The sequence below is a fragment of the Pseudomonas fluorescens genome (assembly GCF_902497875.1).
In the GTDB taxonomy this organism is placed as follows: Bacteria; Pseudomonadota; Gammaproteobacteria; order Pseudomonadales; family Pseudomonadaceae; genus Aquipseudomonas; species Aquipseudomonas fluorescens_BR.
The window spans coordinates 78,200-101,508 of the sequence record NZ_CABVHY010000018.1 but is presented as its reverse complement, the minus strand read 5'-3'; the positions used below and the strand labels follow the sequence as shown (position 1 = coordinate 101,508).

22 protein-coding genes are annotated in these 23,309 nt (G+C 58.5%); 7 read left to right on the top strand and 15 right to left on the bottom strand.

The features are described 5' to 3' along the window. Nucleotide 1: 1 nt before the first annotated feature. Together F8N85_RS19000 and F8N85_RS18995 are read right to left on the bottom strand one after the other, a co-directional pair. Nucleotides 2-610, bottom strand: a complete 609-nt coding sequence (locus F8N85_RS19000; RefSeq protein WP_150805077.1) for a hypothetical protein — start codon at nt 608-610, stop codon at nt 2-4. Next, nucleotides 576-1,313: an SURF1 family protein gene (locus F8N85_RS18995; protein ID WP_150805076.1), complete on the bottom strand. Its 738-nt coding sequence runs from the start codon at nt 1,311-1,313 to the stop codon at nt 576-578. The genes F8N85_RS19000 and F8N85_RS18995 overlap by 35 nt, the downstream gene beginning before the upstream one ends. 70 nt (nt 1,314-1,383) lie before the next feature. Here F8N85_RS18995 and F8N85_RS18990 point away from each other — a divergent pair, with 70 nt between their 5' ends. Further along, nucleotides 1,384-1,587: a twin transmembrane helix small protein gene (locus F8N85_RS18990; protein ID WP_150805075.1), complete on the top strand. Its 204-nt coding sequence runs from the start codon at nt 1,384-1,386 to the stop codon at nt 1,585-1,587. 8 nt (nt 1,588-1,595) lie between these two features. Here F8N85_RS18990 and F8N85_RS18985 read toward each other — a convergent pair whose 3' ends face one another. From F8N85_RS18985 to coxB, 4 genes are all read right to left on the bottom strand, one after another. Beyond that, nucleotides 1,596-2,483 carry a cytochrome c oxidase subunit 3 gene (locus F8N85_RS18985; protein WP_150805074.1) on the bottom strand — a complete coding sequence of 296 codons (888 nt, stop codon included), beginning with the start codon at nt 2,481-2,483 and terminating at the stop codon, nt 1,596-1,598. 46 nt (nt 2,484-2,529) lie between these two features. Beyond that, complete coding sequence (locus F8N85_RS18980) at nt 2,530-3,072, bottom strand: cytochrome c oxidase assembly protein (protein ID WP_150805073.1); 543 nt, start codon at nt 3,070-3,072, stop codon at nt 2,530-2,532. 21 nt (nt 3,073-3,093) lie between these two features. Then, on the bottom strand, nt 3,094-4,707 hold the full coding sequence (gene ctaD / locus F8N85_RS18975; RefSeq protein ID WP_150805072.1) for a cytochrome c oxidase subunit I: 1,614 nt from the start codon (nt 4,705-4,707) through the stop codon (nt 3,094-3,096). An 82-nt stretch (nt 4,708-4,789) separates the two neighbouring features. Continuing rightward, complete coding sequence (gene coxB, locus F8N85_RS18970) at nt 4,790-5,917, bottom strand: cytochrome c oxidase subunit II (protein ID WP_150805071.1); 1,128 nt, start codon at nt 5,915-5,917, stop codon at nt 4,790-4,792. 372 nt (nt 5,918-6,289) lie between these two features. Here coxB and F8N85_RS18965 point away from each other — a divergent pair, with 372 nt between their 5' ends. Continuing rightward, nucleotides 6,290-6,937 carry a hypothetical protein gene (locus F8N85_RS18965; RefSeq protein WP_150805070.1) on the top strand — a complete coding sequence of 216 codons (648 nt, stop codon included), beginning with the start codon at nt 6,290-6,292 and terminating at the stop codon, nt 6,935-6,937. Between the two features lie 150 nt (nt 6,938-7,087). On the opposite strand, the gene F8N85_RS18960 is transcribed toward F8N85_RS18965, so the two are convergent. The 3 genes from F8N85_RS18960 to F8N85_RS18950 form a co-directional block, all read right to left on the bottom strand. Then, nucleotides 7,088-8,629 carry a SulP family inorganic anion transporter gene (locus tag F8N85_RS18960; protein WP_150805069.1) on the bottom strand — a complete coding sequence of 514 codons (1,542 nt, stop codon included), beginning with the start codon at nt 8,627-8,629 and terminating at the stop codon, nt 7,088-7,090. Between the two features lie 93 nt (nt 8,630-8,722). Beyond that, on the bottom strand, nt 8,723-9,454 hold the full coding sequence (locus tag F8N85_RS18955; protein ID WP_150805068.1) for a carbonic anhydrase: 732 nt from the start codon (nt 9,452-9,454) through the stop codon (nt 8,723-8,725). 244 nt (nt 9,455-9,698) lie between these two features. After that, nucleotides 9,699-10,757: a PA0069 family radical SAM protein gene (locus F8N85_RS18950; RefSeq protein ID WP_150805067.1), complete on the bottom strand. Its 1,059-nt coding sequence runs from the start codon at nt 10,755-10,757 to the stop codon at nt 9,699-9,701. Between the two features lie 241 nt (nt 10,758-10,998). On the opposite strand from F8N85_RS18950, the gene F8N85_RS18945 reads away from it, so the two are divergent. Beyond that, on the top strand, nt 10,999-11,304 hold the full coding sequence (locus tag F8N85_RS18945) for a hypothetical protein (protein ID WP_150805066.1): 306 nt from the start codon (nt 10,999-11,001) through the stop codon (nt 11,302-11,304). Nucleotides 11,305-11,585: 281 nt separating this feature from the next. Further along, nucleotides 11,586-12,227 (top strand): dual specificity protein phosphatase family protein, encoded by a 642-nt coding sequence (locus F8N85_RS18940; protein WP_150805065.1) that lies wholly within the window; start codon nt 11,586-11,588, stop codon nt 12,225-12,227. A 9-nt stretch (nt 12,228-12,236) separates the two neighbouring features. On the opposite strand, the gene F8N85_RS18935 is transcribed toward F8N85_RS18940, so the two are convergent. The 3 genes from F8N85_RS18935 to prlC all read right to left on the bottom strand — a co-directional run bounded on the left by F8N85_RS18935 (nt 12,237) and on the right by prlC (nt 16,786). After that, nucleotides 12,237-14,288, bottom strand: a complete 2,052-nt coding sequence (locus F8N85_RS18935) for a M3 family metallopeptidase (RefSeq protein WP_150805064.1) — start codon at nt 14,286-14,288, stop codon at nt 12,237-12,239. Nucleotides 14,289-14,411: 123 nt separating this feature from the next. Continuing rightward, complete coding sequence (locus tag F8N85_RS18930; protein ID WP_150805063.1) at nt 14,412-14,702, bottom strand: YheV family putative zinc ribbon protein; 291 nt, start codon at nt 14,700-14,702, stop codon at nt 14,412-14,414. Next, the gene (gene prlC, locus F8N85_RS18925; protein WP_191636208.1) at nt 14,699-16,786 is read right to left on the bottom strand and encodes an oligopeptidase A; all 2,088 of its coding nucleotides are present in this window, start codon (nt 16,784-16,786) and stop codon (nt 14,699-14,701) included. The genes F8N85_RS18930 and prlC overlap by 4 nt, the downstream gene beginning before the upstream one ends. A 67-nt stretch (nt 16,787-16,853) precedes the next feature. Here prlC and F8N85_RS18920 point away from each other — a divergent pair, with 67 nt between their 5' ends. Both F8N85_RS18920 and F8N85_RS18915 read left to right on the top strand, forming a co-directional pair. Further along, nucleotides 16,854-17,399, top strand: coding sequence for a gamma carbonic anhydrase family protein (locus F8N85_RS18920; RefSeq protein WP_150805061.1), 546 nt, complete (start codon nt 16,854-16,856; stop codon nt 17,397-17,399). A 27-nt stretch (nt 17,400-17,426) separates the two neighbouring features. Then, nucleotides 17,427-18,077: an HAD family hydrolase gene (locus tag F8N85_RS18915; RefSeq protein WP_150805060.1), complete on the top strand. Its 651-nt coding sequence runs from the start codon at nt 17,427-17,429 to the stop codon at nt 18,075-18,077. A gap of 71 nt (nt 18,078-18,148) precedes the next feature. On the opposite strand, the gene F8N85_RS18910 is transcribed toward F8N85_RS18915, so the two are convergent. Beyond that, nucleotides 18,149-19,099, bottom strand: coding sequence for a homoserine kinase (locus F8N85_RS18910; protein ID WP_150805059.1), 951 nt, complete (start codon nt 19,097-19,099; stop codon nt 18,149-18,151). A 62-nt stretch (nt 19,100-19,161) separates the two neighbouring features. Continuing rightward, nucleotides 19,162-19,449 carry a DUF2782 domain-containing protein gene (locus tag F8N85_RS18905; protein ID WP_150805058.1) on the bottom strand — a complete coding sequence of 96 codons (288 nt, stop codon included), beginning with the start codon at nt 19,447-19,449 and terminating at the stop codon, nt 19,162-19,164. Between the two features lie 72 nt (nt 19,450-19,521). Here F8N85_RS18905 and polA point away from each other — a divergent pair, with 72 nt between their 5' ends. Beyond that, nucleotides 19,522-22,293 carry a DNA polymerase I gene (polA, locus tag F8N85_RS18900; RefSeq protein ID WP_150805057.1) on the top strand — a complete coding sequence of 924 codons (2,772 nt, stop codon included), beginning with the start codon at nt 19,522-19,524 and terminating at the stop codon, nt 22,291-22,293. A gap of 285 nt (nt 22,294-22,578) precedes the next feature. Here polA and yihA read toward each other — a convergent pair whose 3' ends face one another. Continuing rightward, a complete protein-coding gene (yihA, locus tag F8N85_RS18895) occupies nt 22,579-23,220 on the bottom strand; it encodes a ribosome biogenesis GTP-binding protein YihA/YsxC (RefSeq protein WP_150805056.1) in 642 nt (213 codons plus the stop codon). Between the last annotated feature and the right edge of the window lie 89 nt (nt 23,221-23,309).

The following is a 23,309-nucleotide window of genomic DNA, read 5'->3' as shown; positions in this document are numbered from 1 at the left end:
CTTATCCGATGTTCGACAGTTTCAGCAGATGGCGCAGGTCGTTGAGCAGATCCTTACCCTTGACCTTGGCGTCATAGCGCAACACCAGGTTGCCGTGAGGATCAATGATCCATAGCTGCGCCGCACCTTGGCCTTGGGCGGTCTTGCCCACGGCACCTTTAGTAAAGGTCGGCAGATCAAGTGAGTAGCGCTGCAGCTGCGGGTACTCGAGTTTCAGTTTAGCGTCGTAATCGGCACTCAGCGGCTGGGCGACAGCCAGTGCATGACTGGCGCGGGACGCGTCGCGCCCCAGACCGATCTGGATCTGTCGCGCCAGATAAACCAACTGCTGGCAGTCCACGGAACACTCCTGCGGTGCGCTGACCAGGACCTGCCAGCGGCTTTCGTCAGCCTGCACGCCAAGGTCGGCGCGAGTCTGGCCGTTGCCGATCAATTCGCCGTGATAGCTGCGATTTTCCGGTACCCAGAACTGCCATTTGTACATGCCGGTGGCGAGGATCATCGGACCGATGACCATCAGCAGAATCAGGATCAACTGCAAGCGCCCGCGCCGACGACTCGGCGACTTGCGCGTCTCAGACATGTTGGGTGGATTCATGGCCGCTCCCATGGTGTTTCTCCCTTGCGTTGTGCCAACCGAGATAGAGATAAAGGCCGAACAGTGCCACCGCCATGGCGAACCACTGCACGGCATATCCGAGATGTTTTTCCGGCCCCATGGCCACTACTGGCCAATCGGCCTGGTAGGTGGCAGGGCCGCTTTCTGCGCGCAGCTCAAAGGCAAAACCGTTGCGCCCCAACTCGGCCCAAAGGCTGGCCGGAGCCACTGCCGTCACCAGCCGCGGCCAGTTCGCGCCCACCGGGTCGGCATGCAGCTGGAAGGTTGCGCCCGGGGCGACATAGACCCAGGCATTGAGGTCCAGCGTTTGCGTGGGGGTGGTGAACACCGGTGGGGTGCGCCGATCCGGCCAAGGCAGCCAACCGCGATTGAGCAACAACCACAGACCACTGGGCTGGTCGAAAAACCCTTGCAACAGCTCGACCCCGACCTTGCCGTCGCGGATGCGGTTATCCAGCAGGAAGCTGTGCTCGGCGTCGAACTGCCCGTGCAGGCGCACTCGCCGGAATGCCGGGGCCTCATCCGGCAATTGCGCGAGGGCAACCGGTTGCGCCGCCCGACGCTCGGCATAGCTCTCGAGCAGCAGGCGTTTCTGCTCGCCCCGGTCCAGTTGCCAGAAGCCGAGGAAGATCATCAAGGGCAACAGCACCAGAACCACAAGGGTCGGTACCACGCCCGGACGAAAACCTTTCATGGCCTCGCCGCAGATTCAGGAATTCGACTAGCTATACTGACTCGCATCGCGTTCCCCCCGGAGTATCACCATGCTTAAAGCCGCAATCGTCCTGATGCTGATAGCCACGGTCATCAGCCTGTTCAGCGGCCTGTTCTTTCTGGTCAAGGACGAAAGCCGTTCGAACCGACTGTTCATCGCCCTGACTGTTCGCGTCAGCCTGGCCGCCGTCACCGTCGGCTTGATTGCCTGGGGTTTCTTCAGCGGCCAGCTGGTGTCCCACGCGCCCTGGTAAGCGGAACGTCAGAGCACGTACACAAAGACAAACAAACCGATCCACACCACATCGACGAAGTGCCAATACCAAGCGGCCGCTTCGAAGCCGAAGTGATGCTCGGCATTAAAGTGCCCGCGCAGGATCCGCATCATCATCACGAACAGGATGATGGTGCCGATGGTTACGTGGGCGCCGTGAAAGCCGGTGAGCATGAAGAAAGTCGCACCGTAGACACCCGAGCCCAGCGTCAGACCCAGCTCGTGATAGGCGTGGATATATTCTTCAGCCTGAAAGCCAAGGAACCCGCAGCCCAGCAACACCGTGATCGCCAGCCAGATTTTCAGCGCGCCACGATGACCTTTTTTCAAGGCATGGTGGGCGATGGTCAAGGTCACGCTGGAGCTCACCAGCAACACCGTGTTGAGCAACGGCAACCCCCACGGGCTGATGATGTCCTTGGGTGCCGGAAAGAGTTTCGGGTCGGGGTTGTTCAGCAGTGGCCAGATGAACTCGAAGTTCGGCCAGAGCATGTGCGCGACACCTTTGGCCCCCTCACCACCCAACGCCGGTCCGGAGATGTTGCGCACGTAGAACAGCGCACCGAAGAACGCGATGAAGAACATCACTTCGGAGAAGATGAACCAGCTCATCCCCCAGCGAAATGAGCGATCCATCTGCGCACTGTACAAACCGGAGCGGCTCTCCTTGATCACCGTGCCGAACCAGCCGAACAGCATGTAGGCCAGCAGCAGGCTGCCGATGAAGAAGATCAGCGGCCCGTGGGATTCCGGTCGTGCGGCCTTGAGGTCATTGAACCAGGTGCCCAGACCATACATGGTGATCAGCATGCCGAAGGTGGCAATGATCGGCCATTTGCTCTGGGCGGGAACGTAGTAGTGCTCGTGAGTTGCCATTTATTGTTCTCCTTATCGGGCACGCTTCAACGCCTGGCTACCTGGATCAGTTAGTAACCACAGGTGGATGGCGAGCGGTGATATCGAACAGCGTGTAAGCCAGCGTCAGGTGTTTCACATCCTTGGGCATGTCGCGGTCAACGATGAAACGCACCGGCATCTCGATCCGCTGCCCCGGCTGCAAAACTTGCTGGGTAAAGCAGAAGCACTCGGTCTTGTGGAAGTACATCGCCGCCTCGCCCGGAGAAATACTCGGAATCGCCTGGGCGGTCATGGGGTGATCGGTCGGGTTGTAGGCCACGAACAGCATCTCGTTGACCGCCCCGGGGTACACCAGGATCTCGTCGGACTTGGAGTAGAAATCCCAGACCATGTCGCTGGAGTTGGTGGAGAGAAACTGCACGCGTACCTGGCGCGACGAGTCTATCGCCTGTGTCCCTTCGTACTGCCCGGAAGTCTTGCCGTTGATGCCGAACGCCTTGCACATCACGTCGTAGATCGGCACCAGGGCAAAACCGAAGGCGAACATCGCCGCCACCAGAATCAGCAGGCGGGTGACCAGGCGCTTGGTGGGTACGGATTCAGCCATGATCGACTCCCGGCAAGCGGTTCATTTCACCTCCGGCGGCGTGGTGAAGGTGTGATACGGAGCCGGCGACGGAATGCTCCACTCCAGACCTTCAGCGCCATCCCAAGGTTTGGCCGGTGCGGGTTCGCCGCCGCGGATGCACTTGATGACGATGAACAGGAAGAATATCTGCGTGGCGCCGAACATGAAGGCACCGATCGAGGAGACCATGTTGAAGTCGGCGAACTGCAGGTTGTAGTCCGGGATACGCCGCGGCATCCCCGCCAGCCCGACAAAGTGCATCGGGAAGAAGGCCATGTTCATGCCGATGAAGGACAGCCAGAAGTGCAGCTTGCCCAGGGTCTCGTCGTACATGTGCCCGGTCCACTTCGGCAGCCAGTAATAGGCTGAGGCGAAGATCCCGAAGATCGCCCCCGGCACCAGCACATAGTGGAAGTGCGCCACCACAAAGTAGGTGTCGTGGTACTGGAAGTCCGCCGGGGCGATGGCCAGCATCAGCCCGGAAAAGCCACCGATGGTGAACAGGATCACGAAGGCCACCGCGAACAGCATCGGCGTCTCGAAGCTCAACGAGCCTTGCCACATGGTGCTGGCCCAGTTGAACACCTTGACCCCGGTCGGTACCGCGATCAGCAGCGTGGCGTACATGAAGAACAGCTCGCCCACCAACGGAATGCCCACCACGAACATGTGGTGCGCCCAGACGATGAACGACAGGAAGGCAATACTCGCCGTGGCGTAGACCATCGAGGTGTAGCCAAACAACGGTTTGCGCGAGAAGGCCGGGATGATCGCGCTGACGGCACCGAAGGCCGGCAGGATCATGATGTACACCTCGGGGTGACCGAAGAACCAGAACACATGCTGGAACAGCACCGGATCACCACCACCGGCGGCACTGAAGAAGCTGGTGCCGAAGTGGATGTCCATCAGCATCATGGTCACGCAACCGGCCAGCACCGGCATTACCGCGATCAACAGGAACGCGGTGATCAGCCAGGTCCAGACGAACAGCGGCATTTTCATCAAGGTCATGCCGGGCGCACGCAGGTTGAGGATGGTGGCGATCACGTTGATCGCGCCCATGATCGAGCTGATACCCATCAGGTGAATGGCAAAGATGAAAAAGGTCACGCTTTCCGGTGCGTAGGTGGTCGACAACGGGGCGTAGAAGGTCCAGCCGAAGTTCGGCCCGCCACCCGGTGAAAACAGGGTCGAGATCAACAACAGGAACGCCGCCGGCAACAGCCAGAAGCTGAAGTTGTTCATCCGTGGCAGGGCCATGTCCGGAGCACCGACCATCAACGGGATCATCCAGTTGGCAAGGCCGACGAACGCCGGCATCACCGCACCGAAGACCATGATCAGCCCGTGCATGGTGGTCATCTGGTTGAAGAATTCCGGCTGGACGATCTGCAGGCCCGGCTGGAACAACTCGGCGCGGATCACCATGGCGAACGAACCACCGAGCAGGAACATCGCGAAACTGAACCACAGGTACATGGTCCCGATGTCTTTGTGGTTGGTGGTCAGCACCCAGCGCATCAAGCCTTTGGCCGGGCCGTGGGCGTGCTCATGGTCGACATGAGCGTGGTCATCGGCTACATGAGCGTGGTCATCGGTCAAAGTACTCATGTCCTGTCTCCTGCAAACGGGTGAACGCTGCGGTCAAGGGCAATGAACCCCAACCGGTTCCGGGAACACGCAATAGACCGGGTCATTTGCTTTCCGCCTGTTTCAGAGCCAGCACGTCTTTGGGCGTGACCATGTCGCCCTTGTTGTTGCCCCAGGCATTACGCTCGTAGGTCACAACGGCGGCGATATCGACTTCCGAAAGCTGTTTGCCGAAGGCTGCCATGGAAGTGCCTGGCTTGCCGTGGAAGACAATATTCAGGTGACCTTCCTTCGGTCCGGTGGCGATTTTCGAACCCTTGAGCGCCGGGAACATGGGCGGCAGGCCCTGGCCCTCGGCCTGGTGACAGGCCACGCAGGTGGTGTGGTAGACCTTGTCGCCGCGGGCCACCAGCTCTTCGAGGGTCCACTCTTTGGAGGTCAGCTCTTTGAGTTTGCCGGCCTCGGCTTTGCGTTCAGCCAGCCAGGTGTCGTAATCGGCCTTGGACTTGACCTCGACCACGATCGGCATGAAGCCGTGGTCCTTGCCGCACAGCTCGGTGCATTGACCGCGATAGAGGCCAGGCTTCTCGACCCGGGTCCAGGCTTCGTTGACGAACCCCGGAATCGCATCGCGCTTCACCGCGAAGGCCGGAACCCACCAGGAGTGAATCACATCCGCGGCGGTCACCAGAAAGCGCACCTTGGCACCGACCGGCAGCACCAGCGGCTGGTCGACTTCCAATAGATAGTGCTCACCCTTGGTGGCCTGGTTATGGATTTGCTCGGCGGGCGTGGCCATATTGCTGAAGAACTCGACGTCCTGGCCCAGGTATTTGTAATGCCACTTCCACTGATAGCCGGTGACCTGGATGTCCACATCCGATTCCGTGCTGTCGTAGATCTCGATGAGGGTCTTGGTTGCGGGGATGGCCATCGCCACCAGAATCAGGAAAGGCACGATGGTCCACAGAATTTCGACCGTCGTACTTTCATGAAATTTGGCAGCCACCTGACCGGTAGAACGACGGTGGACGATCATCGACCAGAACATGGCACCGAAAACCACGATGCCAATCGCCACACAGATCCAGAAAATGGTCATGTGCAGGTCGAATACTTTGTTGCTGACCTCAGTAGCCCCAGGCGCCATATTCACCGTCCAGGCGGCTTGCGCCTGGCTGAATATCGACCACAACACAAGGCCCACCCAGACTTGTGGATGTCGCATCATTGCGGGTTCCCCTTATCGTTCTTTTTATCCCGCCGGCTTTCACCAACGGCCAAGGAAGCGGCTGCCCCAGACTACGAACTCAAACCGCCAAACCTCGGCTGCACGTGCAGTCGGGCGTTATCGGCTAACTCCATACAGACCCGAGTATAGACAGCGACTGAGACCTCGCAATGCGATCGGGTAAATCAGCTGAGACAGGTGCTTCCTGCGCCAAAGACCATGGTGGCAAAGGGATACCTGACGAATGGTGGCAAATGGATATAACCTAGGCATATAACCATGAAATAATTATGACAAATGCGTCTAAGCTTTTTTTGCACGCAAGCTAACTTATGTCTTCCCTATTTCTTTGCCTCGTTTCCTGGAGTTTTCATGAACACCGCCGCATTGCGCGAGCAGATTCAACGTGCCCTTCAACATGAAGCCGAAACCGGCCATTTGACGCGTCAGCTGGAAACCCAACTACCGCACCTTCACCCGGCCATCCAGTTACCTGATGGCGATGCCAAGGGTGTTTTGACTCGTTTTGTCGCGGCTTATATAGAACAAGTCCCGGACCTGCTCGACGCGGCCAACGAAGTGGCGCGTGAAGCCGGCATCGAAGATCAGATCAAACCTGTTCTGAAGATCGCCGAGCAGTTTTTCATCCAGCCTCCAGCAATCCTGGCCGGCCATGAAGGCCTCGATAGCCTGCTGGATGAAGCCTACCTGGCCCATCGTCTGGTTGAAGAGGTCAACGATCTCTACATCAAGCATTTCGGTCAGCCATTGATCCCGCTGGATATGACTGTCGCCAACCTGATCACCCACCAACTGATCGGCGAAGAATTCGCCAACCAACTGGATGAGGCGGTGCATCACGCCGTAGACGAAATGCTCAACGAAGAGAGCTTCGCGCTGGAGTCTGTCGAGACTTACCGCGACAAACTGGCCAGCCCCGACACCGGAGCGGCGTGGAAGCGCTGGCCATGCCTGTCGCGCCAACTGGGCGTAGAGTTGGAGCTCGATAAGCCGGCCTGACCAATGCCCTTTGCGGGCATCTGGCATTGAACAGATCGCAGCCTACGGCAGCTCCTACAGATTTAGCGTACCCCTGATAATCCAAAGGTATGCGCGGTCGGCGTAGGAGCTGCCGCAGGCTTGCCGTCACCGAAAAACTCGGGATCTATGTCAGACTGCGGCCGACCCCATCCCGGCCGTCGTGCGCAATCGCCCCTCCAGTCGGCGCTTCAAGCCACGCGCCTCAATCACCAGCTTCGAGCCTTTGGCCGCATTGGCCCGGCCCCATTCTTCCAGCAGCTCAAGGCAGGCATGGTCGATGTAACTCAGGTTACTCAACGGCACGTGCACTGTGACACCCGCTGGAATGGTCCCCAGCACCTGAGTCAATGCAGGCACTTTGAGAAAGGTCGCCGCACCCACCAGGCGCAACTCCATTTCGCCCTCAGGGGGCAGATCGATCAGGCTGATTTTCAGCCGCGATGCTTTCCACGCAAGTTTCGCCAAGGTCAGACCAAAACCAATCAGCACGCCGGTCAGCAAGTCAGTGAAGATGATTGCCAAGGCGGTGGCTGCGTAGGTCAGCATGGGCATCCGGCCATAACGGCCAAGCCCGCGAAAAGCCTTGAGGTCGACCAGCTTTATCCCGGTGTAGACCAACACCCCGGCCAGACTGGCCACCGGAATGCTTTGCAACACACTCGACAGCAGCACAACAAAAGCCAGTAGCCATAGGCCATGGAATATTGCCGAGAGCCGTGTGGTCGCGCCAGCCTGCACATTCGCCGAGCTGCGTACGATCACCCCGGTCATTGGCAGCGCACCGAGCAGGCCGCAGAGCATGTTGCCAACGCCCTGTGCCGACAGTTCCCGATCGAAATCCGAACGCTGTCCGTTGTGCATGCGATCCACCGCCGCGGCCGACAACAGCGTTTCGGCACTGGCGATAAAGGCCACGGCGAACGCCGCGATCAATAGATTGGGATCGGCCAGATTGAGCAAGTCGGACGGTCGCAGCCAATCAATCGCGTCTGCCAGATTGGCCGGTACTTCGACGCGTTTGACCTGCAGCGCGAGGACAAGACTCGCAACGGTCGTAAGACCGACGCCGAGCAGGGCTCCAGGAACAAACCGCAACGACTGTGGACGTAACCTGTCCCACAGCCACATCACCAGAATCGTCGACAGCCCGAGCAGCCCAGCCTGCCAGCCAAGCCCGCCGCCGAGCGTCGGCAATGCCTGAGCCAGAGCAGCGGGGAAGCCCGTCAGATTATCCATCCCGGACGGCTTGGGTGCGCCATCGAGCATCACATGGATCTGTGACAACACAATTAACACGCCGATCCCGGCGAGCATCCCGTAGACCACCGCCGGTGCCGTGACCCTGAACCAGCACCCCAGACGCAAACGTCCGGCGACCAATTGCAGAAACCCGGCCAGCAGCAGAATCGGCCCGAGCATGGCCACTCCATGCTGACGCACCAGTTCAAACACCAACACCGCCAAACCTGCAGCCGGGCCGCTGACCTGGAGCGGCGAGCCCGCCAGCCAACCGACCACCAGACCACCGATAATCCCGGTAATCAGGCCTTTGGCCGGCGGCATGCCAGAAGCAATAGCGATACCCATGCACAAGGGCAGGGCGACGAGAAACACCACCACCGAAGCCAACAGCTCCCGTGGCAGAACAGCTTTTAATTGCGCAGCACGCATGAAGACTCTCCCGAGGCTTTCTTCGGGCGTGGCAAAGCCCTGACCGCTGAATCAGCAGCCACGGCTGAACCACACCGGGGTAGTTAGGAAGATCTAGAAGCGCGCTTTGGGCGTCGCAACGGGAATCGGATGGCTGCCATCGAGCGGCAGGAAACACCCTTGGTCCGCGTCGTAGGCTTTGATTTCACTGGTTTCGATGTTGTAGACCCAGCCATGGATAAACAGCTGACCTTTGGCCATGCGCGAGGCCACCGATGGGTGAGTGCGCAAGTGCTGCAACTGGGCAATGACGTTTTCTTCAGTCAGCACATGCATGCTTTCTGCTTCGTCGGCACAATCACAGTTGTCCTGCACCATGGTCTTGGCCACTTCCGCATGGAGCAGCCAGGCTTTGACCGTGGGCATTTTCTCCAGGCTTTGCGGATTGAGCACTGCGCGCATCGCACCGCAATCGGAGTGCCCGCAAATGATGATGTGCTGCACGCCCAGCGCCAGCACGGCGTACTCGATGGCGGTGGATACGCCGCCGTTCATTTGCCCGTAAGGCGGCACCACGTTACCCACGTTGCGGGTCACGAATAGATCGCCCGGGGCACTTTGAGTGATCAATTCAGGGACGATGCGCGAATCGGCGCACGCGATGAACATCGCCCTTGGCTGTTGGGCCGTGGCGAGTTTTTTGAAGAGTTCTTCCTGCTGCGGGAAAATCTCGTGATGGAAATGCAAGAAGCCGTCAACGATATGCTGCAGCGCCGCATCGGCGCTTTCGGCCTCCGGGAGGGTAGAAGCCGACGCAGCCAACGGCTGTTTATCCTTGTCACTCATGGTTCATCCTCTTTGACGAATTAAAGGGATTTTCCGGTTTTATCCGGCACGAGGCCAGTGGCAGGTTAAAAAACACTCAGCCCACCGACCGCGACCAACCGGTCACTCGATGAACAAGGTAACTGCCGAAACTTAACTCAAACTGAATCGAGCGCTCTAGCATGCTGGTTCCACGTCATTGAAAAAGTGACCCGAGTATAAACCTGGTGTTTGTTGGTACTCTTCAACGATAGGCTAATTCCCCCTAAAGCAACGACATCTGGCCGCCCGGCGGGCAAAAAGCCTCGCAATCCAGATTGAAACCCTCCCGTCGATTCAACCCAAGCCGTTTAATGGCTTTGGCGAAGCGCTGCGCCAGCAAATCGGCAAACGGCCCTTCACCCCGCATGCGTGCGCCGAAGCGACTGTCATACAACTCACCGCCACGGCTTTGGCGAATCAGACTCAGCACATGGGCTGCACGCTGCGGGTAGTGGGCGGCCAGCCACTCCTCGAACAACGGCGCGACCTCCAGCGGCAGGCGCAGCATCATGTAGGCCGCGCTTTGTGCTCCCGCGGCATGGGCTTCGTCGAGCAGGCTTTCCAGTTCGCTGTCGTTGATCATCGGAATCATCGGCGAACACAGCACGCCCACCGGGATTCCCGCCTCGCGCATCACCCGAATCGCCCGCAGCCGTGCCTTGTGCGCAGCGGCCCGCGGTTCCAGAATACGTTTGAGTTCATCATCGAGCGTGGTCAGGCTGATCATCACGGCCACCAGATTCTGCTGCGCCAGCTCGGTCAACAGGTCCAGGTCACGAAGAATCAGCGAGCCCTTGGTAATGATGGTCACGGGGTGGCGATAGCGCAGCAGCACTTCCAGGGTTCGGCGAGTGATTCTGTACTCGCGCTCGATCGGCTGATAAGGGTCGGTATTGGACCCGAGGTTGATCGGCGCGCATTGGTAGCCGCGCTTCGACAGTTGCTGCTCCAGCAAATCGGCCGCGTTGGTCTTGGCGATCAGCCTGGTCTCGAAATCCAGCCCCGGCGACAGGTCCCAATAGGCATGACTGGGCCGTGCGTAGCAGTAGATACAACCGTGTTCGCAGCCACGATAGGGATTGATCGAACGATCGAAGGGCAGGTCCGGCGAGGTGTTGCGCGTGATGATGGTTTTCGCCGTCTCGATGCGCACTTCGGTGCCCTGGGTTTCAGGCACCTCCTGATACCAGCCGTCGTCCTCGGCGACCGAGCGGCTCGGTGCGAAGCGGTTGTGCGGATTGGTGGCGGTGCCGCGTCCGCGAGGGGGCAAGGGAGTCGACATCAAGCGGACCTCGTTAGCTGTATGCACATACAGTATCCGAGTGCCTTCATTCTGGCCAGTGCCGTTCGGCACTCCAGAGTGTTTCAGATTATAGGAGTTCGAAACACTCTATTATTCGAGCCCTCGAAAAGTTTACATAGAAAAACAACGACACATATTGGTGCGGCGCGCCCCCTGATACCAACTATGGTTAGTTTTACTCCAACGCAACATCACTAAATAAACATACAGGTATCAAGTCATGTCGTTTTTTAATCAACGCGGTATCTTCATGCAACTGCTGGCCCCCACCCTTGTCAATCCAAATGAAGCACAAGTTTCAATGCAACTGGCGCGAAAAGAGTTGGGTTGGGATGCAGAAAACGAAATGCAAACCGAGACCCTGGTCGACTCTACCTTTCTAACCGCCGTCTCCAGCGATGGCGGCCGCACCTTCAGCATCCGCACCAATCCGACGGACGTTGACGGCAACCGGGTTATTGACGACGACGATAAGGCCAAGCTTCTCGCGCTGGCTGTGGCTTACTCCAGCATCGTCAACCCTTGATAAGTGCTGAAAACATTTTTAACAATACATGCAGCCCAAACAAAAAACGCATCAACCCCGCGCGAAGTTTCTTCGCGCGGGGATCTATTTACATCGACCAGACAACCCTAAATTATGTTTCGTTATTTGCCAAAGCACATCAGCCAGTATCAGATAGATATTATCGCTACGTAAATTAGCTTCCCCCGGCTTCACAATTCTTTGACCTCCACCTCACGGGTCTTTATTCGGTCCGGGCTAATACTCCGCTCGATTAGCCCCTTGCTCACGGCGTCTCACGCATGTCGAAAATCCGCATCATCCTCGGACTGTGTCTTTCTTTCATGGCGCTCATTGCGACGGCCCAGGTTCAAACCGACGAAGCTCCGTCGACCCGCTCCGCTGAATGGGCGCAACCCGTCGAAGTGCAGTACAACCTGTACCAGATGTCCCCGACGCTCTACCGCAGCGCTTTACCCGATGAAAACGCCATCCCCTTGCTGAAAAGGCTCAACGTCGCAACAGTGATCAACTTCTTGCCGGAACCGGACTCAAGCTGGTTAGCGACGCCGGGTATCAGCCAGGTGCAACTGCCTTATCGAACCAAGCATGTCGATGACGCCGACGTACTGGCCGCAATACGCGCGATACAGGCCGCCGAAAGCAAAGGCCCGGTATTGATGCACTGCAAACATGGATCGAATCGCACCGGCCTGATGGCCGCGATGTACCGCGTGGTGGTGCAGGACTGGAGCAAAGAGGACGCCTTGAATGAAATGACCCAAGGCGGCTTCGGGGATAGCACCCACTTCAAGGATGGCATTCGCTACATGATGCAGGTCGACGTCGAAAAACTGCGCACTGCGCTGGTCAATGGAACATGTAGCACCAGCCCGTTCGCTATCTGTTCGATGAAACGCTGGTTCAAAACCGCCGACGCTTAAACGACGAAATCAACTCCGAGAGGTTTCTGACAATACGGTCTCGCGTGAAAATAGATCAGCAGCCAGCGGCTGGCCGAGAAACTTCTCTAGTGATTCGAAAAGCAGCCGTGAATCGCCCGGCGCGAAAATAGCCTCACGCAAAGCTTTCCCGGTGTCAGCGTTGAATACCCAATCCTTCTGAAATTTCTTGAAAGCCTCAGTGGCGAGAACATCCGACCAGATGTAGGCATAGACCGAGGCCCCATAGCCGGTAACCATATAATCGAACCCATTGGCAAAGCGCGCGTAGGCCGGAAATTGCACATGCGCGATTTCGCTCTGCACACTTTCAAAAACACTTTGCACACTTCGACCGTCGCCATGGCTGCGGTGCAGTTCAAAGTCGAACAACGCCCCCATCAACAAATGTGCGGTTTCCCAACTGGTTTGCGTAGCCGTCGATGCCAACAGCAGATCGACCTCTGCCTCGGACAGTCGCTCCGCGGTTTGATGATGGGCCGCCAGCCAGATCAGGAACTCACGCGACAGGCACCAACGCTCAAATACCTGCCCGGCGAACTCTGCGGCGTCACGCCCCAACTCTGTAATTCCCGATAACGGCCAGTAAGGGGTCACTGTCAGCACCTGCTGCAAACAGTGGCCAAACTCATGGAACAGCGTTCTCAGCTGTCGATGATCCAACAGGCAGGGCTGACCCGCCACGCCCTCAACGAAATTGCCGTACAGAATGGCAATCGGCAGCTTGACCCGACCTTCGGCGGTGATACGACGGTTTCGTGCGGTGGCTGTCCAGGCAAAATCTTTCGCTTCCTGGCGCTGATAAGGGTCGATATAGATATGCCCAATCACCTCGGCATGTTCTTTGATCTGGAAAAGACGCACTCGGTCATGCCAGCGGCTGAAGTCCTTTTGCTCGACAATCTCGATACCAAACAACCGCTCGGCAAAGAGCGCTAGCCTGCGCAAAGTACCCTCTAAAGGAAAGTAGGCGCGAAACTGCTCCTGGGAAACCCCATGACGCTCTTGACGCAGCTTCTGTGCAAAAAAATCAAGATCCCAGGCTTGCAGGTCAGCGATGCCATGTTCACCGGCAAACGCTTTGAGCTCCTGTGCCTCTCGAGAGAAACGCGGTTTTTCGACGGCCAATTGTCTACGCAGAAAGCTCGCCACCTGCTCGGGCGAGTCAGCCATGTTGGTCGCCAGGCTCAACTCCATGAAGTTTGAATAACCGAGTACCCTGGCTTTTTCGTGACGATCTGCAAGCAGCAATTCCAACACTGGCGTGTTGTCGAACTGACCGGCATACGGACCTTGATCAGACGCCCGTGTGACGTAGGCGATAAAAAGCTCCTCGCGCAAGGCGCGGTCCTCGGCATAGGTCATGACCTGCCGATAGGTGTCCTGGTCCAGGGTAATCAGCCAACCCTCATGACCTGCCTCCAGCGCTTTTACCGCCATGCGTTGTTTTATCGTCTCCGGTAAACCTGCCAGGTCAGCCTCATCCTCGACGTGCTTGCTCCAGGCACGATCAGCGCTCTCCAACTGGGCAAGAAACAAATTTCCGAGCGCGGAGATTTCATGGTTCAGCCGTGCAAGGGTTTGCTGCTGGTCCAGGGGTAGAGTAATGCCTGACAGACGAAAATCTCGCAGTACTTTGTTCAGAACCGCTTTGCGCGACGCATCGAAATTCACTGCCTGCGGGCTGTTCGCCAACCGTTGGTAAGCCTGGAACAGCAGGTGATTATGCTGAAGTTCGGCTTTGAACAGAGCGGCTGCTTCGTAACATGTACTGCTTGCCTCACTCCAGGCGTTGCCCTCGTGCGCAACCAGGCCAAGTGTGTTTATGACCCCCATCGCTTCATCAAGACGAGCGCTCAGTTCATCCATGGCCAGAACCAGGTCATCCCAGGTCGGGAGATCGGATTGACTGGCAATAATCTCTGCAATTACCCGGCGGTTATCGGCGATGATGGCCTCGATGGCGGGCACAAGATGTTCGGCGCGTACTGCCGAATAGGGGGGCAGGACATAAGCCTGCAAGAGAGGATTGGTAGCGGGCATGAGTCTTCCTTGAATAAAAGCTGAATGAACCATCAGCTTAAAAAGGAAGCGCAGTCGCAGGTGGTAGATGATTACCGCCTTCCATCCAAAGGGTTGGAAAGCGGTAATGGATGCCCTCGAGACTCAGTGCTGATCGTCAGGCTTTTTCTTCAACTTGGGATTTGGAAAAAACTGCACCGCCTGGACCTTTGCGTCCGGTGCTTTCAACGCCGAGACATTGACCCGTGTACCCAATTCCTTGGGCACCGACAGGCCTTGCTCGTTGAGCGTGTCGGAATAACCGCAGGCCACGCATTCACGGTGCGGTACGTCGTCTTCGCTCCACATCATCAACTTGTCTGGCTCGCTGCACGCCGGGCAGACTGCCCCGGCGATGAAGCGTTTTTTGGTTTTGCTCACAGGCCCGTCACTCATGCTGCTGCGTCCTCACTCAGGCCGCTATGGCGCAAGAGTGCGTCAATCGACGGCGCGCGTCCGCGAAAATCGACGAACAGCACCATCGGTTCCTGAGAACCACCGCGGGCAAGAATGGCTTCACGGAACGCACGACCGGTGTCAGGGTTGAGCACGCCTTCTTCCTCGAACTTCGAAAAAGCGTCCGCCGACAGCACTTCAGCCCATTTGTAGCTGTAGTAACCCGCCGCGTAACCACCCGCGAAGATGTGCGCAAAGCTGTTGGGGAAACGGTTGTAAGCCGGCGGGCGCATGACCGAGACTTCGTCGCGTATACCTTCGAGCACCTGCGCCACGCTACGCCCATCGCCGTGGGTAGCGTGCAGTTCGAAGTCGAACAGCGAAAACTCCAGTTGGCGAACCATCATCAGGCCGGACTGGAAATTCTTCGCCGCGAGCATTTTTTCCAGCAGGTCCTGGGGCAGCGGTTCAGCGGTTTCGTAGTGACCGGAAATCAGCGCCAGGCCTTCGGGTTCCCAGCACCAGTTCTCCATGAACTGGCTCGGCAACTCCACCGCATCCCAGGCCACGCCGTTGATACCGGACACGCCGGCATACTCGACTCGGGTCAGCAGGTGATGCAAGCCGTGGCCGAACTCGTGGAACAGGGTGGTGACTTCATCGTGGGTCAGCAGGGCAGGTTTGCCGCTGTCGGCCGGGGTGAAGTTGCACACCAGGTTGGCCACCGGGCTTTGCAGCACGCCTTCGGCAGTGCGCCGACGATCGCGAGCGCCGTCCATCCAGGCGCCACCACGCTTGTTGGCGCGGGCATACAGGTCGAAGAAGAAACGCCCGACGTGCTGGCCGTTTTCCTTGATTTCGAACAGGCGAACATCCGGATGCCAGGTGTCGAAGCCTTTCTGCTCGGCGATCTCGATGCCGTACAGACGCTGGACGATGGCGAACAAGCCGCTCAGCACCTTGTCGATCGGGAAGTAGGCGCGCAGGGTTTCCTGGGCCACGCTGTAACGCTGTTCGCGGAGTTTCTCGCCGTAGAAACCGCTGTCCCAGCTTTGCAGGTCCGGGCAACCTTGTTCGGCGGCATAGGCCTTGAGTTGTTCCAGGTCGAGCGCGGCGAACGGTTTGCTGTGTTTGGCCAGATCACGCAGGAAGTTCAGTACCTGATCGCTGGACTCAGCCATTTTTGTCGCCAGGCTCAGCTCCGAGAAACTGGCGAAACCCAATAGTTGAGCCAGCTCCTGACGCAGGTCGAGAATCTCTTCCATCACCGGACCGTTGTCGTTCTGACCGGCGTTCGGGCCCTGGTCCGACGCACGGGTGCAGTAGGCGGCGTAGACTTCTTCGCGCAGCGCACGGTCCTGGGCGTAGGTCATCACGGCAAAGTAGCTCGGGAATTCCAGGCTGATCAACCAGCCATCCAGGCTTTTGGCCTCGGCCGCGGCCGCCATTTGCGCCTTGGCGGAGTCGGTCAGACCGGCCAGGGCCGCTTCGTCGGTGACGTGTTTGGTCCAGGCCTGGGTGGCATCGAGCAATTGATTGGAGAAGCGGCTACCCAGTTCGGAGAGCTTGCTCTGCACTTCGGCGTAACGCTTTTGTTGCGCCTCGGGCAGATCGATACCCGACAGGCGGAAGTCACGCAGGGAGTGTTCCAGAATGGTTTTCTGCGCGACCTCGAAATCGGCGGATTCCGGGCTATTGGCCAAGGCTTCGAAGGCCTGGAACAGCTCGCGGTTCTGCCCCAGCTCGGTGGAGTAGGCGCTCAAGGCCGGCAGGCATGCCTCATAAGCCTCACGCAGTTCAGGACTGTTGCACACGGCATTCAGGTGGCTGACCGGGCTCCAGGCAGCACCCAGGCGATCGTTCAGTTCATCCATGGCCAGCACCAGACCCGCCCAGTCAGGCTGTTTGCCGTGGCTTTCGAGGATGCCGGCGATGGCGGCGCGGTTGTCCGCGAGGATCCGTTCGATGGCCGGCTGCACGTGCTCGGCGCGGATAGCCGAGAACGGCGGCAAGTCGTAGGGCTGCAGAAGAGGGTTGTTCACGCTCACGGTTTGGCACCTTGGCTGGAAGAAACATTGGGCCATCTTAATTACAATCGACACTCACTGCAGCTATCAGCTCCATTAATAAATGTCACAGAGGGAATCCAGCTTGGCCATTCGCACCTACCAGAACCACACCCCGAGACTGGGCGAGCGGGCCTTTGTCGACAGTTCGTCGGTGGTCATCGGCGACGTTGAAATAGGCGCTGACAGCTCGGTCTGGCCGCTGACGGTAATCCGCGGCGACATGCACCGCATCCGCATCGGCGAGCGCACCAGCGTGCAGGATGGCTGTGTGTTGCATATCACCCACGCCGGTCCCTTCAACCCCAACGGCTTCCCGCTGCTGATCGGTAATGATGTGACCATCGCCCACAAAGTGATGCTCCATGGCTGCACGGTTGGCAGCCGAATCCTGATTGGCATGGGCAGCATTGTCATGGACGGCGCGGTGGTGGAGGACGATGTCATCATCGGCGCCGGCAGTCTGGTACCACCGGGCAAACGCCTGGCAAGCGGTTTTCTCTATGTGGGCAGCCCGGTCAAACAGATTCGGGCGTTGACTGACAAGGAGCGGGCCTTTTTCACCTATAGCGCGGGCAATTACGTGAAGCTCAAGGATCTGCATCTGGCCGAAGGCTACGACCAGGCTTGAACGCTGCGCCATTACTCAGGAATCACCATGCATTACCAAAGTGTTTTGTTCGACCTCGATGGCACCCTGACCGACCCTCGCGAAGGTATCACCCGTTCAATCCAGTTCGCGCTGAGCAAATTGGGAATTGATGAGCCGGAGCTGAGCAGGCTTGAGCACTTTATCGGCCCGCCATTGCTGCAAGCCTTCATGCAGTTCTATGACTTCGACGAAGCCAGGGCCTGGGAAGCGGTGAATTTCTATCGCGAGCGTTTCAAGGTCACCGGGTTGTATGAAAACCGCGTGTTCGACGGTGTCACACCGCTGCTGGAAACCCTCAGTGGGCAAGGGCGGCAGTTATACATCGCCACCTCGAAACCCTGGGTGTTTGCGCGGGAAATTGCCCGCCACTTCGATTTCGCCAAGCACTTCAAAGTGATCTACGGCAGTGAACTGGACGGTACCCGCACCGACAAAGTCGAGCTGATCCGCCATCTGCTGGTCGAAGAAGGCCTCGATCCGAGGGACACGTTGATGATCGGCGACCGCAAACACGACCTGATCGGCGCCCGACTCAACGGGCTGGACGCGGCAGCGGTGGGCTATGGCTTTGGCAGCAGGGAAGAGTTGAGCGCCGAGCAACCGGCTTATCACTTTGAATCGCTGAGCGAGTTGCATCAGGCGTTTTTGCAGCGCTGATCAATTCCGTTCATCGGCAAGCTTCGCGCCAGCCAGGTCATTGCCGGCGCGAGGCTTGTCCACACTGGCGGTTATAGCGCGAATGGCAATGGCGTGCAGATGGTCTGGCGTTGCACCAGCCGCTGCTGAAACTCCATTGGGTCGTGAATCAGCACGTCTTGCCCGGCAAAGGATTCGGCGGCGATCAGTCGTGACAACCAGAAACGCACACAGGCCACCCGCAGCATCGTCGGCCACAACTCGGCTTCGGCCGCGGTAAAGGGCCGCAATGTTGCGTAAGCACCGAGCAAGGCCCGCGCACGCGGTCCGTCGATCAGCCCGGCTTCGTCCGAACACCAGTCGTTCAAGGCGATAGCCACGTCGTAGAGCATCGGTCCGGAACAGGCGTTGTAGAAGTCGATCAGGCCGGTCAGGTGCGTGCCTTCGAACATGGCGTTATCGCGGAACAGGTCGGCGTGGATATTGGCCCGTGGCAGCGCGAGGATTTTTTCCTTGCAACGCTCGAACTCATCAAGAGCATCCTGCAGCAGGCCGCGCTGTTGCGGACTCAGCGTCGGCATCAACTGCGCACCTTCGGCCTGCATCCAGTCCAGACCACGATCGGTCTTGCGCTCCAGGACTTTACCCAGGGTCGCCAGGTGCAGATGACCGAGCAGCTCACCTACCTGCACGCAGTGCTGGGCGTTAGCTTCTTTGATGTGCTTGCCGGCCAGCCGCGGTTGCAACAGCGCCGGTTTGCCGGCGAGTTCGCGCAAGGCTTCGCCGTCTGTCGTGCGCAGCGCATAAGGCACCGGCAGATTGGCGTCATGCAGCACGTCGAGCAATTCGATGAAGAACGGCATCTCCTGGACCGGACCACGCTCAACCAGGGTCAGGACGAACTCACCCTGCTCAAGGCTGATGAAAAAATTGGTGTTTTCGCTACCCGCGGCAATCCCCTGGAAATCAAGCAGGCGGCCGAGCCCGTAAGGGGCGAGAAAGGTTTCCAGCTCGGGCCGAGCCAGGGGGGTGAACACAGACATGGTTAAAAACTGCCAGTACGGGCGCCGCGATCCAGCCAGCGCCGATTAAAGTTAGGAACGACTTACCACTCGAAGATTTTCCACGACGGAATCAGCATATCCGGCTGGTCCGAGCGGATGAAGTTGCCATCGGAGCCATCGGCGCGCACCAGGAAGTACGGTTTACCGACCTTCGGGGTGATCTTGATGGCATACAGGAAACCGTTTTGGCGGTACTCCTGAATGAGATTGTCGCCTTCAGTGCGGATGGTCACATCCGGGTCCGCTGATGGCGCATCATCCGCCGCCATCACTGCCAATGGAGTGATTGCAAACAAGCTTGCCAGCAGCAAGCGATTTAGTGTGCGCATGATAACCTTGTCCCTTTGTCGTCAACGGTCCCGCTATTCTAGCGCCGGACCCGCCGAAAAGGTTGATCCTGCATGAGCCAAGCCCCCCTCGTCCTGGTGGACGGTTCTTCTTACCTGTACCGCGCCTTTCATGCGCTACCACCGCTGACCACCTCCAGAGGCCTGCCGACCGGCGCGGTCAAGGGTGTACTGAACATGCTCAAGAGTCTGCGCAAGCAGTACCCGGACAGCCCGTTCGCAGTGGTCTTCGACGCAAAGGGCGGAACCTTTCGCGATGAGATGTTCGCCGAGTACAAGGCCAACCGTCCGAGCATGCCCGACGATATGCGGGTGCAGATCGAGCCGCTGCATGCGAGCGTGATCGCCCTGGGCTTCCCGCTGCTGTGCGTCGAAGGCGTCGAGGCCGACGATGTGATCGGCACGCTGGCCCGCAGCAGCGCGGCCGCTGACCGCCCGGTGGTGATCTCCACGGGCGACAAGGACATGGCGCAACTGGTCGATGGGCACATTACCTTGGTCAACACCATGACCGGTAGCGCGCTGGATGTGGCTGGCGTGAAAGAGAAATTCGGCGTCGCTCCCGAGCAGATCATCGATTACCTGGCCCTCATGGGCGATTCGTCCGACAACATTCCGGGCGTACCGGGTATCGGGCCCAAGACTGCTTCCGGCTTGCTGGTAGGGGTAAACGGTGGCCTGACCGAGCTGTATGCCCAGCTCGATATCGTTCCGACCCTGCCGATTCGCGGCGCCAAGACCCTGCCGGCCAAGCTCGAAGAGCACAAGGAGATGGCTTTCCTCTCCTATCGATTGGCGACCATCAAGATTGATGTGCCATTGGACGTCGGTCTCGACGACCTGCAAATGGGCCAACCGGATCACGACAAGCTCGCCGAACTCTATACGCTGCTGGAATTCAAGAGCTGGTTCGAAGAGAACCAGCGCGATGCCAAGCGTTCCGGCCAGGAAGTCGCCGCTCCGGTCGCCGAAGAAGCCGCTGTCGATACCGAACTCAAGTACAGCACCATCCTCACCCAAGCCGACTTCGACCTGTGGCTGAAGAAGCTCAACGACGCCAGGCTGATTGCCTTCGACACCGAAACCACCGGCGTCGATGCGCAGCAGGCGCAACTGGTGGGGCTGTCGTTCGCGGTACAAGCCAACGAAGCGGCCTACATTCCTCTGACCCATTCCTACATGGGTGTGCCGGAGCAACTGGACCGCGATACCGTTCTGCGGGCGCTGAAACCCATTCTTGAAGACCCGGACAAACTCAAGGTCGGCCAGCACGCCAAGTTCGACATGAACATCCTGGCCAACTGCGCCATCGGTGGCGATCAGGCTTGCGGCATTTCGGTGCAGGGCATCGCCTTCGACACCATGCTCGAATCCTATGTCCTGGACTCGACGGCAACCCGTCACGACATGGACAGCCTGGCGCTCAAGTACCTGGGGCATACCACCACCAGCTTTCAGGACATCGCGGGCAAAGGCGTCAAACAACTGACCTTCGATCAGATCTCCCTGGAACAGGCCGGGCCTTATGCCGCTGAAGATGCCGACGTGACCTTGCGTTTGCACCAGGCCTTGCAGGAAAAGCTCTCGGCGATTCCAAGCCTGGGTAAAGTGCTGAACGAAATCGAAATGCCGCTGGTACCGGTGTTGGCCAGGATCGAACGCCAGGGCGCGTTGGTCGATGCCAATCTATTGGGTATCCAGAGCGTCGAGCTGGGCGAAAAGCTGGTCGCGCTTGAGCGCGAAGCCTTTGCCATTGCCGGTGAAGAATTCAATCTCGGCTCGCCCAAGCAGTTGGGGGTGATTCTGTATGAGAAGCTCGGCATGCCGATTCTCAGCAAGACCGCCAAGGGTCAGGCGTCGACCGCCGAAGCGGTACTCGCCGAACTGGCCGAGCAGGATTTCCCGCTGCCTAAAGTGCTGATGCAGTACCGCTCCCTGAGCAAACTGAAAAGCACCTACACCGACCGCTTGCCGGAGCAGATCAACCCGCGCACCGGGCGCATTCACACCTCCTACCATCAGGCAGTGGCGGCGACCGGGCGGTTGTCGTCCAGTGATCCGAACCTGCAAAACATTCCGATCCGTACCGCCGAAGGTCGGCGGATTCGCCAGGCGTTCGTTGCCCCCAAAGGCTACAAGCTGCTGGCGGCCGACTATTCGCAGATCGAACTGCGCATCATGGCCCACCTGGCCAAGGACGAAGGTTTGTTACATGCCTTCCGCCACAACCTGGACGTGCACAGGGCAACGGCCGCCGAAGTGTTCGGCGTAGAGCTTACCGAGGTCACCACTGATCAGCGCCGCAGCGCCAAGGCGATCAACTTCGGCCTGATCTACGGCATGAGCGCGTTCGGCCTGGCCAAGCAGATCGGCGTCGACCGCAAGCAGTCCCAAGCCTATATCGACCGCTATTTTGCTCGTTACCCAGGCGTACTCGAGTACATGGAGCGCACCCGCGCCCAGGCCGCCGAACAAGGTTTCGTCGAAACCATTTTTGGCCGGCGCCTGTACCTGCCCGAGATCAATGCGAAAAATCCGGCCCTGCGCAAAGGCGCCGAACGCACCGCGATCAACGCACCGATGCAGGGAACAGCGGCGGACATCATCAAAAAAGCCATGATTGCCGTGGACAATTGGCTGACCTCATCCGGCCTGGACGCCAAAGTCATCCTGCAGGTACACGATGAACTGGTGCTTGAGGTTCGCGAGGATCTGGTCGACCAGGTGCGCGAGGAAATCCGTGGCCATATGAGTGCCGCGGCAGCACTCGATGTACCGCTTTTGGTTGAAGTAGGGGTTGGAAACAACTGGGACGAGGCTCATTAAGCCGTCTTGAAGGACTTTTTGCTGCGGCATATTGCCGCAGCAAAAGCTAACAAAGAGCGATTGGTTCAGGAAATTCCAAGGCTTATCGCCAATAGTTTTTTATCCCGCGGAACTAAACCCGTGATCTGCCACTCAGATTTACTGAATGGGTGGTGAAGCCCTTCAATGCTCCTATGTTGTGTTAAGTGTTGGCAGATATCTGGACCCCGCCCTAGCGGTCCGGAACTTGTACCCCGAACTTCTCCTCCCCATACGAAGTCCGGGGTTTTTTTTGCCTGCGATTCCTTACTCGGCCGCTTCCGCGCCTTTATCCGCCAACTCCATCCAGCCCGCCAATACAGTGTAGGCGTCTTCCAGGCCCATGCGCTTGGGGGCCGAGAACAGCTGAATGGTAATGGTATCGCCCCAGCCTTTACGAATGTCCGCCTGCACCTTGAGCAGGGTGTTCTTCGCTGCGCCGTACGTCAGTTTGTCGGCCTTGGTCAGCAGAATGTGCATCGGCATGCCGCTGGCAACGGCCCAATCGAGCATCAACAGGTCGAAATCAGTCATTGGATGACGGATGTCCATCATCAAAATCAACCCTTTGAGGCTCTCGCGACCGCCCAGATAGGCTTCCAGGTGGCGCTGCCAGTGCAATTTCAGCGGAATCGGCACTTTGGCGTAGCCATAACCCGGCAGGTCGACCAGACGACGATCATCGTCTAATTTGAAGAAGTTCAGCAGTTGCGTGCGACCCGGAGTTTTCGAGGTTCGGGCCAGGCTGGCGTGAGTCAGGGTGTTCAGGGCGCTGGACTTGCCGGCGTTGGAACGCCCGGCGAAGGCCACTTCAAAGCCTTCGTCGTCCGGACATTGGTCGACTTTGGCGGCGCTGAGCATGAAGGTGGACTGTTGGCACAGGCCGAGAATGGGGTTCTTGAGTTGCATGGGATTTCCGATGTGGGCGGTGCCGAGAATGGACGCGGCGAGCAGTGTCGTTTCCGTTTCAGTAGCGCCAGTATATAATGCCGCAGATT

Bases quoted from the DNA above. Each gene is read 5' to 3' on its own strand.
- F8N85_RS19000 (WP_150805077.1), bottom strand. From the start codon at position 610: ATGGGAGCGGCCATGAATCCACCCAACATGTCTGAGACGCGCAAGTCG.
- F8N85_RS18995 (WP_150805076.1), bottom strand. From the start codon at position 1,313: ATGAAAGGTTTTCGTCCGGGCGTGGTACCGACCCTTGTGGTTCTGGTG.
- F8N85_RS18990 (WP_150805075.1), top strand. From the start codon at position 1,384: ATGCTTAAAGCCGCAATCGTCCTGATGCTGATAGCCACGGTCATCAGC.
- F8N85_RS18985 (WP_150805074.1), bottom strand. From the start codon at position 2,483: ATGGCAACTCACGAGCACTACTACGTTCCCGCCCAGAGCAAATGGCCG.
- F8N85_RS18980 (WP_150805073.1), bottom strand. From the start codon at position 3,072: ATGGCTGAATCCGTACCCACCAAGCGCCTGGTCACCCGCCTGCTGATT.
- ctaD (WP_150805072.1), bottom strand. From the start codon at position 4,707: ATGAGTACTTTGACCGATGACCACGCTCATGTAGCCGATGACCACGCT.
- coxB (WP_150805071.1), bottom strand. From the start codon at position 5,917: ATGATGCGACATCCACAAGTCTGGGTGGGCCTTGTGTTGTGGTCGATA.
- F8N85_RS18965 (WP_150805070.1), top strand. From the start codon at position 6,290: ATGAACACCGCCGCATTGCGCGAGCAGATTCAACGTGCCCTTCAACAT.
- F8N85_RS18960 (WP_150805069.1), bottom strand. From the start codon at position 8,629: ATGCGTGCTGCGCAATTAAAAGCTGTTCTGCCACGGGAGCTGTTGGCT.
- F8N85_RS18955 (WP_150805068.1), bottom strand. From the start codon at position 9,454: ATGAGTGACAAGGATAAACAGCCGTTGGCTGCGTCGGCTTCTACCCTC.
- F8N85_RS18950 (WP_150805067.1), bottom strand. From the start codon at position 10,757: ATGTCGACTCCCTTGCCCCCTCGCGGACGCGGCACCGCCACCAATCCG.
- F8N85_RS18945 (WP_150805066.1), top strand. From the start codon at position 10,999: ATGTCGTTTTTTAATCAACGCGGTATCTTCATGCAACTGCTGGCCCCC.
- F8N85_RS18940 (WP_150805065.1), top strand. From the start codon at position 11,586: ATGTCGAAAATCCGCATCATCCTCGGACTGTGTCTTTCTTTCATGGCG.
- F8N85_RS18935 (WP_150805064.1), bottom strand. From the start codon at position 14,288: ATGCCCGCTACCAATCCTCTCTTGCAGGCTTATGTCCTGCCCCCCTAT.
- F8N85_RS18930 (WP_150805063.1), bottom strand. From the start codon at position 14,702: ATGAGTGACGGGCCTGTGAGCAAAACCAAAAAACGCTTCATCGCCGGG.
- prlC (WP_191636208.1), bottom strand. From the start codon at position 16,786: ATGGCCCAATGTTTCTTCCAGCCAAGGTGCCAAACCGTGAGCGTGAAC.
- F8N85_RS18915 (WP_150805060.1), top strand. From the start codon at position 17,427: ATGCATTACCAAAGTGTTTTGTTCGACCTCGATGGCACCCTGACCGAC.
- F8N85_RS18910 (WP_150805059.1), bottom strand. From the start codon at position 19,099: ATGTCTGTGTTCACCCCCCTGGCTCGGCCCGAGCTGGAAACCTTTCTC.
- F8N85_RS18905 (WP_150805058.1), bottom strand. From the start codon at position 19,449: ATGCGCACACTAAATCGCTTGCTGCTGGCAAGCTTGTTTGCAATCACT.
- polA (WP_150805057.1), top strand. From the start codon at position 19,522: ATGAGCCAAGCCCCCCTCGTCCTGGTGGACGGTTCTTCTTACCTGTAC.
- yihA (WP_150805056.1), bottom strand. From the start codon at position 23,220: ATGCAACTCAAGAACCCCATTCTCGGCCTGTGCCAACAGTCCACCTTC.